Consider the following 15,128-nt stretch of genomic DNA (forward strand, 5'->3'; position numbering starts at 1 on the left):
ACATGACAACAAAAAAATTGGTACTGGTATCGGGCGCAAATGGGCACCTGGGCAACAACTTGGTGAGACTATTACTTTCACGGGGTTTTCAGGTACGCGCTTCTGTGCGAAATCTCGACAATAGCGCTGCACTACAAGATTTGCCCTGCGAGCTTGTGGCGGCAGATATCACCGATAAGGCTTCTTTTACAAGGGCGTTGCAGGGAGTGGATACCTTCTATGCCGTGGGCGCAGCTTTTAAACTATGGGCCCGGGATCCGCAAAAGGAAATCTACGACGTGAATATGCAGGGGACCCGCAATACCATCGAAGCCGCGGCGGCGGCAGGCGTCAAAAAAATCATCTATGTAAGTTCCATCGCTGCACTGGATTATACGCATACCCCCACACGGGAGAGCAATGGCTATAACCCCGACCGGAGGGATGCCTATTACAATTCCAAAAACGATGGCGAAAAGTTAGCCTTTCAGCTAGCACGTGAATTGGGGATCGAACTCGTGTCGGTCATGCCCGGTGCCATGATCGGCAGCGAAGCCGCTCTGCCCATCAATGTATCGTACGATGTGCTACGCCTTATTCTGACCAGGCAGATTCCTGTCGATACGGGGATATCCCTCAATTGGGTAGACGTCAAAGATGTCGCCGAGGGCTGCTACCTTGCCGCCCTACACGGAAAACCGGGAGAACGCTATATCCTCGCCAATGAAAAGTGCATGAGTATTAGCGATACGACCCGGCTGGCACAAAAGCTATATCCACAACTTCAGCTCAAGATTCCGGCAGCTGTTCCCAAAATATTGCTTTATACGATTGCCGGCCTGATGCAATTTGCGGCACGGCTGCAAGGGAAAGCTCCGGTGATCACCACCAAGGATATTGCGATGTTTTCGGGGCTGCAGCAGGATTTTGACATCAGCAAAGCGCGCACGGAACTCGGCTTTAATCCAAAAAGCAGCGAGGAAGCCGTACGTGAGGCATTGGCCTACCTGATGGAACACCAGGAATTACTTTAGTGCAGATCTTGAAAATTGAATCCCACACGGATCGCTTTCAGGCCAACCAGTCCCTGCAGATCTTCCACCTCAAACTGCTCGATATTATCGTCTAGTAATCCTTTGTGCTGCAGTAGGTTGATGTATCCCAGATATTCTGTTTCTTCATGTACATTGGAGTAGACAATAACCAGTTTGCCTTTTTGTGTGATGCGCTCCGTCGAGCCCTTGATCTTGGCTTTATCAATGCGTTTCTTGGCAATCTCGTAGCGCACATTGTAGGAGCCGTCGATATCGAACTGCTTCTCGTCCATGCGAAAGCGGATGGAAATGGGGGTGGCAAAGACCAGCACCAATGAGGTCACCTCCAGCTGATGCGGAAGGGCGGGCTGGAGCTGCCTAAACTCGCGTTCCATCGCACACATCACCTGCAGCTGCCACAGCCGTAAATTGCGTAGGTAGTAGAGTTCAAAATTCCGACCGGGAGCGATGGAGGCCCCGATATACATGTTGTGCTCGATACCATCTGTCTTGTAGCGCTCGTAATAATGAGGAAAGTATTCTTGGGCTTCTACCTGCTTTTCGTCGAGGATGGCCACCAGCTTTTTGTTGATCAGCGTGATAGAGTTGTCATAATCCTGTCGGGCCTCGTAAAAACCGCCGATAGAGAGGTTGATCCGCTCAAAATAGCGGTCGATGGCTTCGGTGGCGACGCTATTTTTGTTGTTTTTCCTGAAATTCTCCAAAATAGGGTGAATATCCTGGTTAAAATAATCGAGCATAAGCTGTTCCGTATCGGTCAGCAGCGCTTGCTGCAGCGTAGTCAGGTTTCTTTCCAGGTCGAAGACCTTCTGCTCAAAGAGCGGTAATCGCTGCGTTTGGTTGACCGCCGTGAACAATGCGATCAGTTCCTTGCTCTGATTGATGAGGTCCTGACGGATGGCCTGATTGCGGGATTCTGAGGAGCCCTGTACGTCGATCTGCCCATAGAGCGGATAAACATGGTCAAAGACGATTTCCTGCAGGGCATAGTCTTTTCCAAAGGCGCGGTCGTTGAGGAAATGCATGGCTTCTTCCTGAAACCGCCATTTAACACTCGGGTGTATAGCGGTATATTCCTTTTGGATCACCGCTTCGATCTGATTTTCAGTTTCGGCAAAGGCTTTCGATACTTTATCTTTGATAAAGGGCAAGATGAAGTTGAGCTTGTTGGCATTGACCGAATTGAGTTCCCGCACCTTGGATGAGGACATTTCCAGTAGACCCAGCACTTTGTCGCCTTCGACGAGGGGAACAAAAATAAAGCTCTTCACCTGTTGCTGCTTGAGCTTGTTGATAAAATAGGCCTGCTTTGGATCATCCAGCGACAGCTTGTCAATATCCGGTACAACAAAATATTCGTCCTTGGTGAGCAGGTTCTCCAAGGTCTCGCTGCAGAGCATGTTTTCACATTCCTCGATCGTCGAGTCGTAAAGCAGATGACTGTACAGCTGTTTTTCGACAATCCGTAAGTTGTACTCGTTCCTGACCTTTTCAAAGGAGGTCAATCCGATGCGCAGATCATTTATTTTATAAATCGACCGGAAAATGCTTTCTATTTCTGCCAGCTGGACAGCGCTTTTTTCGCGCAGCAGATTGCTCTTGAAGCTGGATACCGCATTTTCAATGGTCGCATCAAAAAGCGTCATAATGGAAAAACCTTTCAGGATCCAGCTCTGCTCGGGGAATTTGGACTTCCATAGGGCAATATCCGAAAAGTTGTCGACCAGTTCGGTAATATCTTCAACCGTAAGATCGAGTGCCCGTTCTGTCGGAAGGACATCGATAAAATCGGCATTGAATAGGACGCGGTAATGATGGATGATATTATCCTTGTCTGGAATATCCAAAAAGAGGGGAGCATCCATGGCATCCACCTTAAACCCATAATACTGGCTGATGATAACGCAGCAATTGAGAATATAATAGGTATCGGGCGAGATATCACGAAGGCTAAATTCATAGTGATCGCCGGCATCCGCTAATATTTTTTCCAGTCTTGCGGTATGGTTGAACGTATAGAGATGGAAGGGAATGGTGACGGCCTTGATCTCATTATGTGTCAGTGAGCTCGGGAACAGGTCGGCCAGCAGCACCTTGATAATAGGCTCATAGCGCAGCAGGTCTTCTGCTTTTTCGACCCCATCGATAAGTTCGGGGTATTTGCTGATTTCTTCCAGCAGCGATCGGGCATAGCTGGCCTGAAAGCCAACCGGCGATAGGGCCGCTGCTTCAAAGGATGGTATAATCTTATGAAAAGCGATCAGGGTTTTAAACGGACTGGAATCAAAGGCGAAGTTAAACTGCATAATGGTTGTTCCCGACTAAATTAGATTATTGCTGGAAGATGTACAAAAATATAAAATAATCGGCGAAAAGAAAACCCAAAGCGGACGGATAAAAACACTGCAATGACATTGGCGCCATTGAACTGTGCTGCTTTTCCGATACCGTCTTTGCTGCTGTTGGTCGGGTTGTTGCCACCAGCAATGGTGGTCACTACACCATAGCTATTGACAACCCGGATACTATAATAATGGTTGTTGTAGTCGTTATCACAGACGACAATATACTGGTCTGACCACAGGGCTATACCCATCGGACTGCCAAATAATGCGGCATTGCCCTGGCCATCCTTGGCGGGTTTATGGTTGTTATTATTGGCTCCGGCAAGGAGGTAAAAGCAAAACTGCACAAATTTGTTGCCGGACGGCGACGCTAGCTATTCGGTAAGCCAAGTTCGTCTGATGTTATCCTTCAGTTCCGCTAATCTGTCCTGGCCGCTACTATCGTTTGCAAGGATGATAATAGCGGTATTCTTTTCGGGGTATAGGTAGCATAGTACAGTGAAGCCACAACCGTCGCGCCCCGTGTGCATAAGGTAGGAGATACCATTTTCCTCCTTATCCATCATCCAACCCAATCCCATGTGCATACCGTCGGGCCTTGTAAACGTAGTTTTATGACTTAGTGCAATGGCTGCATGGTTGTTCTTTAGATTAGCGGATGCATACTTGAGCATATCACCGAGTGTTGAAAACATGGAGGGAGCAGCTCTGTAACCATAGTCTGGAATAAAGGGCAAGATTTTGTCACGTTCGTCATGACCGGCGATGAGCCTCCGCTCATCCTTTGCTAAGAGTTGTGGTTTTGTATCCTTCATACCCAGTTGATCTGTTAAATATGATGTTACCAGATCGTTGTAGGGTTTATGATAAACGCGTTCCAATAGGGCAATCAACACCATCATCGCATTTCCATTGTAGTGGAATTTTGTGCCAGTAACCGTATCAAGCACAAATTTGTGCATATCCCGGAACATGCTGTCGGCGGTATAAACACGGTAAAACTCCCGAAATGCTTTGTGGGGCAATTTGGTGATGCTATCGAGATATTTATCATCATAATTTCTCGACATCGAAGGTAGGGCTGAAGTATGGTTTGCCAGATCTACCAGTCGAACAGGATGCCCCTTATACTGCAAATTTGGATAATCCCCAGGCAAATATTTTCGGATATCATCATTCAGATTTACTTTCTTTTCGATGACGGCCTGCGCAAGCATTATGCCGACGAACGTTTTTGCAATGGAACCTAAACCGAAAATGGTATTGCTGTGCTAAATCGCCTGTTATTATTCCGATTGATAGGTCAACGGTAATCGGAGATTGTAGATAGTGTTCTGCCGACCGTTGAACTAAGCTATCCAGCGAAGTTTTCAAAGGGTTGCTGCTTAAAATCGAGTCCTGAGAAGTTTGGCCGAAACAGAATTGTATCGTGAGAATGAAAAAAACAATAACTTTTAAAGGAGTTGATTTCATATAGATCTAACAATGATAGCATAAATATAGCCAAAGAATTCGTATTCAATAACTTTGCAAACGAAATTAAGATTTCTGGACTGTTCGTTATCAGGGAAATAGAATATACAGACTGAGCATGCTACTGACCGGAATGCTTATATTGTCGTAACCGTCTTTGCTACATGCTTCGGCTATGGTCACGACGAGAGCCAGGGTACATATCATGGTGATTTCGCTCATGTGCAGGCTTGGCTCTTGCATATAGTGTCCAATTACAATCACGGTAATCAAAGCGCATACAAAGAACACTGCGGACCCTAGTAGTGTTTTTCGCGCACCGAATAGGCGGTAAGAACCATAAGGCCATTTTTTGCCAGATAATGCTGCCATCGGATCACATATTGCCAAGGTGAGCAAGGGCAAATAATAAAAAATAGACCCTTTGTCCAACAATACCTGTGCGAGAAAGCAAAGATAGACTGCCGCAGGATAGGCCAGGCTACCGACAGATTTTCGGTCGATTGCATGGATAGATTTCAATAAATCGAACTTGATGGACAGCAATAAAATCAAAGTGAACAATCCGCATAGGATGAAAACAGACCAGTGGCTGCTGATCAAAATCGGAAATGACATGCAGATTATCCCCGTACCTACATGGACGAGTTTTCGGGTAAACTCAGCTTTGACCTTAAACTGTTGATACAATAGTTCAGCAAGTCCGAATAGCAGCAAGAAAAGGGTGCCTAATAGGAGCATGTTCTCTAAATCGTTTTTCATGATGTTGTTTTTAAAGATAAATTAGTCCGTACATGGCTCCGCTGAATATAAAGCTGTCAAATCGATCCAGTATTCCGCCATGCCCTGGAATGAGGGTGCCGTAATCTTTAATTTGACAGCTTCGTTTGTACCACGAAGCCAATAGATCGCCCAGCAATGCGGAAAAGCAAATAAAAAGGGCGGTCTTTAAAGTTTGCGTGATGGACAGGTCGATGGATGGAAAGAGGAAAAGGCTGGTGCCAGTGGCAATGACCAAAGCGCCAATTAGACCTTCAACAGTTTTATTGGGACTAACCGAGGGAATAAGTTTTCTTTTGCCGAATAATTGACCGCAGAGCTGGCTGAATCCATCAAAAATCACCACCATAAAATACATAAAACAAACCTTTTCTGTCGATGCCCTATGCCCGAAGTTTATAAACGCCGCTATAAGAGCGAGATAAAGGACCACTACAGGACATAAGAATAGCAGCGGTCGTTCTGAATTTAGGTGGGCCTTGACAATTTCGTAAAAACCGACTATTCCAATGCAAATAGCCAAAAGTCTGACATAGTCCGTATAAATGGAAAAAAAGACAAGGATTAAAATCAGAAAGTAAAAACCCAGTTTTAACCAGCGTTCTCTGGCTTGCGCAACTTGACTATTCTTATTGAGATAGCCTGTGACCAATGCCCCGATGCCAAAAAATAACAACACTATATTCGCCATCAATACATACATAATCAAGCTTTTTTTTGTAATTGGATAAGGAATATACTTTTCAGATTGGATTGCAGCTTCGGGAGAATAATCACGAGGACCAATTCTTCCAGGTAGGCCAAATAACTTACGGTTAGCATCAGGTGGAAATAAAAACTGTTAAATCCGAATACAAAATAGCTAAAGATAAATATGCCCTGGAGATAGCCCGTTAATTTATAGGACCATAAATGGAAGCTGGGAAAGCGTTTAAATCGGATAAGAGCATAGATCTGGGGAACAATCCACAGGGCAATAAGTAGGATAAATTCGATTTTATAGGCCATTACAAATTCTTTTTCCAATGTTATCATCCCGATGAATGCCATGAGGTATGTTCCGATATCTGCGATCGAATCTATTTTGGCGCCAAATTCCGTCTGAAGGTTAAATAGCCTGGCGATTAATCCATCGAGGATATCGCTAATCAGGTTGATGGACAGCAATAGGATAAAGAGATCCCTGTCTGCCGTTAAAAGGGCATAGCTGATAAAGGGTAATGCCAGTATGCGGTAGGCGGAAAGTGCATTGGGCACATTCCATCTGTTTTCTTTTTTAGTTTCCATTTTATAGTGATTTTTTTCTGCCTAATTTTTGATGTGCCTGTGTAAAATGACCTGCCGAAAGGGCCGCGGCAATAGATAATTCTCCTGCGAGTGCAAGGGCTGCAGCTATTTCGGCATATTTTATGGCCTTCCCTTCGCCATAACAGTCCATCATTTCCAGGCACTCTCTTTGGGTCGGAAGTGCTGTTCCACCACCGATAGTGCCGACAATAAGATTGGGTAAAGTCACGGCTGCATAGAGTGATCCGTCTTTATTCTGCTCCATTCGCGTGATACCCGTTGCCGCTTCGGCGACACAGGCGACATCCTGACCTGTTGCCAAAAACAAAGCGGCCAATCCATTGGCATAATGCCCCTGTGCACCTATAGCTCCACTTTGGATAACACCCATGGTGGACGTACGCCAATAGCGATCCATCAGCTCGGCTGAAGTTTTAAGGATTTCGGACACGATGTTGGCCGGTAATGTTATTTCAGCTGTTACCTTTTTACCCCTGACATGATTGAAAGCCGCGGCGGTCGCTTTTTTGTCTCCCGAGCTGTTTCCCTCAATAAACCAGTGACTTGGCTTAATAGGACAAGAGTCAATCATAAACCGGCAGATGGCCTCTGTGCAGATGGTAACCATATTCTGGCCGGCCGCATCGGCAGTGAAATATTCAAAGGATATGGTTAAATGGTTGCCTTCAATCTGTATGCGGGTATCGGTTAACTTAGCAAATCTGCTTGTGCGTTTGACGATTTCCTGAAAGTTTTCTTTCTCTGCGAGGAACCAGGAAACAAAAAGACTTAAATCCTTGATGTTCTCAAATTTGAATACGGGGCTTCTCTGAACCCCTTCTTGCAGACAGATCGATGTAATCCCGCCAGCGAGCAAACAGGCTTTAGATCCGCGGTGATAGGATGCAACCAATGCACCCTCAGTTGTGGCAAGGGGAATATGGTAATTTCCGTTGGCTGAAGTGCCATGAACTTTAAGGGGGCCGATGACCCCTGTAGGGATTTGACTCATGCCGATGAAGTTTTCAATGTTGCCATGGAAGAGCGATGGCGATAGACGGGTGTCTGTCAAGATCGGGAATCGGCTTGCGAATTCCTCTTGTTTATTTAATACGGTTTTCATAGCTGGCTTTTAATAAAATAAATGTGTATTGTCTTCCAAAGTTATTGTGATAATCGCAGTTAAAATTGTGGGAAACAATAATATAAATTTTTATTTTTGTGATTATCGCAAAAAAATAGTTGGCTTATGTATCAGGAAAAGTTGATTCAGGAAATACAGCGAAAAATTGATCCCTCGAAATCTCTTATTGAGGTGATTGCAGACGCGCTTGATATTAGTTATGATGCGGCGCACCGCAGAATTTCAATGAAGAGCAAATTTTCAATAGGAGAGACGGTGCAGCTTGCAAATCGCTTTTCAATTTCTTTGGATAAGCTATTTCAGCAAAGTGATCACATCTTAGTAAAAAAAACAGCGGAAATCCAGTCCTTTAATGATCTTTCAAATTATCTGGAGCATTCGTTTAAATCGTTAACGGAGTTTGAACCCAATCTTCAGACTTACCTGTATTACTCGGCAAAGGATATTCCGATCTTTTATACCATCAATACAGGGCTTTTGTCTATATTCAAAAAATATGTATGGCTCAATTTATTGAGTCCAGACGGTTTGGAGTTGTCTTTCGAATCTTTTTTGTCGAAAACACCCATCGATAGTAGGGGGCAGAAGCTTTACGATTATTATTCGTCCATCCGGGTGAAAGAGATCTGGAATGATACCACAATTAACAGTACACTCCAGCAGATCATCTATTTTTCCCAGGCCGGCTTACTGACCGCCGAAAACGGAAAGATGCTCTGTGAGCAGCTTAAAGAACTGCTGTTTTCACTGGAGAAAAGTTGTGTGCCAAACAATGACCAGTACCAGCTGTACTACCATGAGCTATTGATTTTAAACAATAATGTCCTTGTTGGAAATAACGACAGAAAGTCATTATTCGTTCCGCATACGATGCTGGGCTATTTCATTACCAATGATAAAGACAGCTGTCGACACGCTTTCAATTTCTATCAGCATCAGCTCAAAAATTCCAGGTTGTTAAATACGGCCGGAACACGGGACAAGAAAATGTTTTTTAACAAAGTTTACCAAAAGATTGATCGCTATAAGGCACAGGTAAGTGCGGATAATGGAATGTAAGAAGAGAGCGCGATTGGTACATCGTTAAGGTTGAATTGGGTAATCGGAACGAGAGTGATGTTCGGATTGGGTGTTATTTCGAAGAATGGAGTGTCCCCTTTTGTTTTTCTTGGTCGTTAAGTCGTAAAATAGTTAAAACGAATGAAGACCATTTTACACATTACATCAAGTGCAAGAGCAGACAGCTCCTATAGCACAAATTTGGGCAAAGAAATTATCGATCGTATCAGAAAAAAATACGGCTCAATCTCCGTGATCACATGGGATCTGGTTGATACACCTCCGCCTTTGTATACCCATGAGATGGTTCAGGGATTTTATACTCCAGTAGATACGCCAGATTATTGTTCGATTAAGTCATTGGCCTATGCGAATGATTTAATTGAGCGAATTAATGCGGCAGACATGCTCGTCATCAGTACGCCAATGCATAATTTCGGCATTTCTGCGCACCTTAAAGCATGGATCGATCAACTGGTTCGTTTTGGTGTTACCTATACGTATGATGGCACGGGTAATCGTGTTGGACTTATCGCGGATAAAGATGTCTATTTGGCTATTGCTTCCGGTGGAACGCAAAGTTCATCGCCGGTACAAGACTACATCGCGGATTATTTAACTGCTGTCTTCCGAACATATGTTGGGATAACGAAAATCCAGACTTATCGGATAGAAGGTACGGCCTTCCCTAATTTTTCACCCGATTACAACGCGATATTGGCTGACTTTCCACACTAAGGTCAAAACAAGGGAATAAAGCTGATACCTTAACCGTTGTTTTTAGCCCAGATCCCAAGTCTTTTGCTTTGGGATCTGGTATCGATTATCACCGGATTGCAAGGATTTGTTTTTGGTAAACATCCTGTTCAGTTAATGAAGAAGCTAAATTCAGCGCTTTAGTGTAGTTATCAATTGCTTCGGCTTGGTCAAGATCCCGATAGAGGTAGCCCAGTAATCCAAAATAATGGGACATTTTAATGAGATTAAGCTTTTTTGTTTCCTCGATACCCGCCTCCGCCCCATAGACCTTGGCATAGGCAAATGCCCGGTTGAGGGCCGTCACAGGCGAGTATTCGATCAGAATCAACTGATTATAAAATTTTAAAATGTATTCCCATTTCGATTGGTTATCCACCACGGTGTGCCAATAAGCGATGGCTGCTTCGATATGGTATTTGGAGGTTTCCTGCGTATCGGTCGCCTGTACCATATAGAAATTACCTTGATCGATCATATCGCTATCCCATTGTTGCACATCCTGTTGTTCAAAAAGTACGATTGCCCCATCCTTATCCATTCGGGCATCAAGCCGCGAGCTTTGGTAACACATCAACGCTATTAAAGCGTTGGTCTGTGGCAGGTTGGTTGTTTCATGTGCTGTCAATAGGAGAGCTAATCGTATGGCCTCCATGCATAGTTCTTTTCGAATGATGTGATTTTCATGTTGAGCATAATATCCTTCGTTGAAAAGAAGATATATCGTTTTCAATACTGCGGCTAGGCGAGCGCTTATTTGGCTATCGGATAATTCTTTTAGTTCAAATTTGCTATCCCTTAAGGCTGTTTTTGCTCTAAATATGCGCTTCTTAATGGTTTCTTTATTTGTGAGCAGCGCCTGGGCGACCTCTAGGATACTAAATCCGCATAAGATCTGCAATGCTAAACTAATCTGTCCCGCTATGGGTATTATCGGGTCACAGATGGCAAATAGCATCGCCAATTGGCTGTCGCTAATGGTACGTTGGTCTATGTCGTCTGGCAGCGTCTTTTTATTCAGTTCCTTTAAGATATTGTCTTTGACTTTAAGTTCAAAGACAGCCTTATGTTTAAAGTAATCTTTTACCTTGTTTTTGGCGACAGTGTAGAGCCAGGCCTGTGGGTTTGCTGGGATGCCGGTAATCGGCCAGACTTCCGAAGCTTTTAAAAATGTATCGCTCGCAATATCTTCCGCAAGCTGGATGTCGGACAATCCAAAATGACGGCATAATACAGCCGTCATTTTGGAATATAGGTCGCGAAACAGACCTGGTATCAACTCAGCTGTTGATGTAGGCTTTTCCAACGGAATTAGGATTTTAGGAGCTCACGCACTTCAATACTTCCTCCAATTTTAAATATTGGATTCTGTTTGGCAATTTCTACAGCTTCATCAATGTTTTCGGTCCGCACCACAATAAAGCCACTGACGTATTCCTTTAATTCGGTAAAGGGGCCGTCGGTAACTACTTGATCAGCGGATATATGTCGTCCACTGTCGATCGTCGGTAAAAGTGTTTTTCCCTTATCCACCAATTTTTCCTGAGCAGCGATACTGGCCAGCCAGTTCATACGCTCCTGCATTTGTGCTGGAGAAGGCTTGAAATCAGCGCTGGCCTTTAGTCTGAAGATTAGCATAAATTCTTTCATCGTTTTTAAATTTTAGTATTTACCATCAAACGATCGAGCATTACAAAAGGGGACATCTGTGCTGATAATTGAAAAAAATAACATTGGAAACAGTCCATTTTAAAATGCTGCGGTGTATGGCAAGTTACGAAATATCAGGTGATTGTTTTTTTCTTTCTTTGGTATTAATCCACTCCCTGGGTATGCATGGGGATCCTATAGATGGCTGTTGAAGCGGTGATAAATAAAACCGTACGATCTTTACCCCCAAAACAGACATTGGATGTCCATGGTTCATTTACTTCAATATGACCGATCAGCAGGCCTGTCGGACTATAAATAAAGACGCCTTTGCCCGTTAGGTAAATATTTCCTTGATGGTCCAATGTCATCCCGTCAGATCCCTGATCGATAAGCGCCGTCTGTCCGCTGAGCTTGCCGTCAGATTCAATGGTGTACCTGTACGTTTTATTCCGTTCAATATCTGCGACATAGAGGTATCTTCCATCGGGCGAGCCGACAATGCCGTTCGGCTTGCTTACATCATCAGCTACTACGATGGGTTTTTTCGCTTTTCCTGGAGGAAGATAGTAGACTTTCTGCCCCGCTATTTCTGGCTTTTTCCGGGTCCAATAATCGCGCAGATAAAAGGGGTCTGTAAAGTAGATGCCCCCTTTCTTGTCTGCCCAAAGATCATTTGGACCATTCAGTTTCTTTCCATCGACAGCTGTCAGCAGGACGGTAACCTGACCATCTTTGCTGATTGACCAGATTTCGTTCTTTTCGTCGGCACAGGCAAGGAGCTGACCCTGATGGTTAAAGTACAATCCATTTGCGCGGCCTGCAGAATCTTTAAAGAGCGAAAGTTGCCCTTTGGTGCTATATTTCCAGATTTTGTTATTGGGCTGGTCGGTAAAATAGATGTCCCCGGTCTTGTCCACTGCCGGCCCTTCGGTAAAGACAAACTGTCGGGCTATTAATTTTAGGCTGTCCTGATGAAACAACTGTGCGCTGAGGTCTAAGCCATTTAAGCAGAAGAGTACGGACAGCAGGAGTGTAGGCCAGTGCCTGCGAGAATGAGCTGAATGGAACATATCAACTAATTTATCAATTTTCCGGTAATAAATAATTTTCTTGGGCTATATCACCTGGCCTTTGTAATATTTCTTTCTTAACCAAAAAGCTACATTGACCAAGGCAATCAATGCGGGCACTTCCACGAGTGGACCGATAACACCGGCAAATGCCTGGCCACTGTTGATGCCGAAGACGCCAATAGCAACAGCAATAGCCAACTCAAAATTATTACCGGAAGCTGTAAAAGAAATGGCTGCATTTTTGGAATAATCTGCGCCCATTCGTTTACCGATAAAAAAGCTCACCAGGAACATAATGGCAAAATAGATCACCAAAGGAATCGCAATTCTGACAACGTCCATAGGAATCTGAACGATCAGTTCACCTTTCAGGCTGAACATGACTACAATTGTAAATAATAATGCGATTAAGGTGATGGGAGAGATCAGCGGCACAAATTTGCTTTGGAACCATTCTTCTCCATTTAACTTAATCAGGCCATAACGGCTGATTATGCCCATTGCAAAGGGAATACCCAAATAAATTCCGACACTTTCCGCAATCTGACCGATCGAAATATTGACATCAAGACCTTTCATCCCAAATACTTGAGGCAGAACGGTGATAAAGATATAAGCATAGACACTGTACAATAAAACCTGAAAAATGCTATTGAGGGCGATGAGTCCTGCAGCATACTCGCGGTTTCCTTCCGCTAGCTCATTCCATACAACGACCATTGCAATGCAGCGGGCTAGCCCGATAAGAATAAGGCCGATCATATATTCGGGATAGCCCCGAAGAAATACAATCGCCAGGATAAACATTAAAATAGGCCCTATGATCCAGTTCAGGAGTAGGGAAGTCCCCAGTATCTTTGTGTCCTTAAATACGTTGCCCATATTTTCATATTTCACCTTGGCAAGTGGTGGATACATCATCAGGATCAGGCCAATGGCAAGTGGAATATTGGTGGTGCCGCTCGAGAAAGAATTGATAAAATCAGATGAAGACGGGAAAAGGAATCCAATAGATACTCCGATTGCCATCGCCAGGAAAATCCATAAGGTAAGGTATCGGTCGAGGAAACTCAGTTTTTTCCTTTCATGTGCTGGGGCGCAGTTGTTGGCTGACATATTTTTTTGTTAGTGGGTATGTTTATTTATCGAGATTTTCCGCTACAAATTCAGCACTGTATGTTTTGATAAGATCACGTACCCTTCTGAATTCATTCATAACTTCTTCCTCCGTCCCGGTAGCTTTTGCCGGGTCTGGGAAATTGTAATGTAGTTTTTTAGCCCTTGAAGGAAAATATGGACAACTCTCTTTGGCATTATCACAGACCGTAATTACATAGTCAAAGTCTATTGCCGCATACTCATTGACATGATTAGAGGTGTGGGATGAGATATCAATGCCGGCTTCAGCCATAACCTGAATGGCTTTAGGGTTAACGCCATGCGTTTCTATACCGGCGCTATAAACCTCGGCTCGGCTACCTGCGAAATGTCTTAAAAATCCTTCTGCAATTTGGCTGCGGCAACTGTTGCCGGTGCAGAGTACCAATATTTTTTCCATTTTTTAATGTTTTGATTAGCAGCAGCCGCCACCAGGTTTACAAACGGGGCCATCAGCAGCCAGATTAACCATTTCCAGCTTTACAGGTTCGGCTTTAGCAACGGGTGCGCAGCATTCTTCTCCAGCTGACGTGTTGCCACAGCTTCCTCCACGGTTAATGGCTTTGCACTGGGTATAATCTGGAGTAAGGTTAACGATTAAATCTTGTCCGGACACGGTAAAATTACCCGGATACATTTGGCGTGTATCGAACTGCGAGTTGCCAAATTCAATTTTTACAATAGCATTGGGATTAAGCGGCAATTTCTTTTCAACGATATCCACGATAGACATCGCTTTACTTGCTTGCATTGCACGGCCTTCTTCTGTTTCCCTTGGTTCCCATAGTTGGACAATGATTTCAGTCCAGGAGTTCATTACGCCACCACAATCGACGGATACGATAGGAGCCTGTTTGATTTCTGTAATATGGTAGGAGGGATCTACCCATTTACCTTCTGCATATTCAAATTGTAAAATTTGATTCGGGTTTTGCTGGAGCTGCGTTTTAAACGTTTCCCAGTTGATAAATGCGGAGTTGCTCATGTTATATTGCAATTTAACGATTAATTGATGTAAATTTTTTTAGCAACAGTTTGTGTTCTCTTTATAAGAGTCAAAGAAAGCTGCCAGGTTTGTTTTCAATAATTTCCACGCTTTCGGTTCAATGCAATAGCATACCCGTACACCCTCAATGGTGCCCTGGATAATACCCGCATTCTTCAATTCTTTAAGGTGCTGGGAAATTGTTGGCTGTGCCAATCCTAGTTCCTCAACCAGATCACCACATATACACGAATTTGCACGGATGATGGATTGAAGGATCGCAATACGGGCAGGATGGCCCAATGCTTTGAGCATTGTGGCGAGCTGATTCTGCTCTTCTGTGAATATTTCTGTCTTAGTAAGTCCCATAATGTTATTGCA

Annotated in this window: 17 protein-coding genes; 3 read left to right on the forward strand and 14 right to left on the reverse strand. The window is 44.1% G+C overall.

Annotated elements, in window-relative coordinates:
• Positions 1 to 2: 2 nt before the first annotated feature.
• A complete protein-coding gene (locus GVK91_RS00390) occupies positions 3 to 1,013 on the forward strand; it encodes an NAD-dependent epimerase/dehydratase family protein (protein ID WP_159726373.1) in 1,011 nt (336 codons plus the stop codon).
• On the opposite strand, the gene GVK91_RS00395 is transcribed toward GVK91_RS00390, so the two are convergent.
• From GVK91_RS00395 to GVK91_RS00425, 7 genes are all read right to left on the reverse strand, one after another.
• Positions 1,010 to 3,340: a GAF domain-containing protein gene (locus tag GVK91_RS00395; RefSeq protein WP_159726375.1), complete on the reverse strand. Its 2,331-nt coding sequence runs from the start codon at positions 3,338 to 3,340 to the stop codon at positions 1,010 to 1,012. The two genes, GVK91_RS00390 and GVK91_RS00395, sit on opposite strands and share 4 nt — an antisense overlap.
• Positions 3,341 to 3,360: 20 nt before the next feature.
• Positions 3,361 to 3,726, reverse strand: a complete 366-nt coding sequence (locus GVK91_RS00400; protein ID WP_145326921.1) for a hypothetical protein — start codon at positions 3,724 to 3,726, stop codon at positions 3,361 to 3,363.
• 27 nt (positions 3,727 to 3,753) lie between these two features.
• Positions 3,754 to 4,638 carry a serine hydrolase gene (locus GVK91_RS00405; protein ID WP_159727136.1) on the reverse strand — a complete coding sequence of 295 codons (885 nt, stop codon included), beginning with the start codon at positions 4,636 to 4,638 and terminating at the stop codon, positions 3,754 to 3,756.
• A gap of 304 nt (positions 4,639 to 4,942) precedes the next feature.
• The gene (locus GVK91_RS00410) at positions 4,943 to 5,614 is read right to left on the reverse strand and encodes a phosphatidate cytidylyltransferase (RefSeq protein ID WP_145326919.1); all 672 of its coding nucleotides are present in this window, start codon (positions 5,612 to 5,614) and stop codon (positions 4,943 to 4,945) included.
• Between the two features lie 10 nt (positions 5,615 to 5,624).
• Positions 5,625 to 6,335 (reverse strand): phosphatidate cytidylyltransferase, encoded by a 711-nt coding sequence (locus GVK91_RS00415; protein WP_145326918.1) that lies wholly within the window; start codon positions 6,333 to 6,335, stop codon positions 5,625 to 5,627.
• 2 nt (positions 6,336 to 6,337) lie between these two features.
• A complete protein-coding gene (locus tag GVK91_RS00420; RefSeq protein WP_145326917.1) occupies positions 6,338 to 6,919 on the reverse strand; it encodes a CDP-alcohol phosphatidyltransferase family protein in 582 nt (193 codons plus the stop codon).
• A gap of 1 nt (position 6,920) precedes the next feature.
• Positions 6,921 to 8,042, reverse strand: coding sequence for a hydroxymethylglutaryl-CoA reductase (locus GVK91_RS00425; protein WP_153848186.1), 1,122 nt, complete (start codon positions 8,040 to 8,042; stop codon positions 6,921 to 6,923).
• Positions 8,043 to 8,168: 126 nt separating this feature from the next.
• On the opposite strand from GVK91_RS00425, the gene GVK91_RS00430 reads away from it, so the two are divergent.
• A complete protein-coding gene (locus GVK91_RS00430; RefSeq protein ID WP_145326915.1) occupies positions 8,169 to 9,122 on the forward strand; it encodes a hypothetical protein in 954 nt (317 codons plus the stop codon).
• 141 nt (positions 9,123 to 9,263) lie between these two features.
• Positions 9,264 to 9,860 carry an FMN-dependent NADH-azoreductase gene (locus GVK91_RS00435; RefSeq protein WP_145326914.1) on the forward strand — a complete coding sequence of 199 codons (597 nt, stop codon included), beginning with the start codon at positions 9,264 to 9,266 and terminating at the stop codon, positions 9,858 to 9,860.
• A gap of 88 nt (positions 9,861 to 9,948) precedes the next feature.
• On the opposite strand, the gene GVK91_RS00440 is transcribed toward GVK91_RS00435, so the two are convergent.
• From GVK91_RS00440 to GVK91_RS00470, 7 genes are all read right to left on the reverse strand, one after another.
• Positions 9,949 to 11,184, reverse strand: a complete 1,236-nt coding sequence (locus GVK91_RS00440; RefSeq protein WP_235032732.1) for an RNA polymerase sigma factor — start codon at positions 11,182 to 11,184, stop codon at positions 9,949 to 9,951.
• Positions 11,185 to 11,189: 5 nt separating this feature from the next.
• Complete coding sequence (locus GVK91_RS00445; protein WP_145326913.1) at positions 11,190 to 11,528, reverse strand: YciI family protein; 339 nt, start codon at positions 11,526 to 11,528, stop codon at positions 11,190 to 11,192.
• 164 nt (positions 11,529 to 11,692) lie between these two features.
• The gene (locus tag GVK91_RS00450) at positions 11,693 to 12,601 is read right to left on the reverse strand and encodes an SMP-30/gluconolactonase/LRE family protein (protein WP_159726377.1); all 909 of its coding nucleotides are present in this window, start codon (positions 12,599 to 12,601) and stop codon (positions 11,693 to 11,695) included.
• Positions 12,602 to 12,646: 45 nt separating this feature from the next.
• On the reverse strand, positions 12,647 to 13,720 hold the full coding sequence (gene arsB / locus GVK91_RS00455; protein ID WP_159726379.1) for an ACR3 family arsenite efflux transporter: 1,074 nt from the start codon (positions 13,718 to 13,720) through the stop codon (positions 12,647 to 12,649).
• Between the two features lie 22 nt (positions 13,721 to 13,742).
• Positions 13,743 to 14,162 carry an arsenate reductase ArsC gene (locus GVK91_RS00460; protein WP_075992911.1) on the reverse strand — a complete coding sequence of 140 codons (420 nt, stop codon included), beginning with the start codon at positions 14,160 to 14,162 and terminating at the stop codon, positions 13,743 to 13,745.
• A gap of 15 nt (positions 14,163 to 14,177) precedes the next feature.
• Positions 14,178 to 14,747, reverse strand: coding sequence for a DUF6428 family protein (locus GVK91_RS00465; RefSeq protein WP_159726381.1), 570 nt, complete (start codon positions 14,745 to 14,747; stop codon positions 14,178 to 14,180).
• 39 nt (positions 14,748 to 14,786) lie between these two features.
• On the reverse strand, positions 14,787 to 15,116 hold the full coding sequence (locus GVK91_RS00470) for a helix-turn-helix transcriptional regulator (protein ID WP_075992909.1): 330 nt from the start codon (positions 15,114 to 15,116) through the stop codon (positions 14,787 to 14,789).
• Positions 15,117 to 15,128: the final 12 nt, after the last annotated feature.

Origin of the sequence: Sphingobacterium sp. 18053 (genome assembly GCF_902706145.1) — a bacterium.
GTDB lineage: Bacteria > Bacteroidota > Bacteroidia > Sphingobacteriales > Sphingobacteriaceae > Sphingobacterium > Sphingobacterium paramultivorum.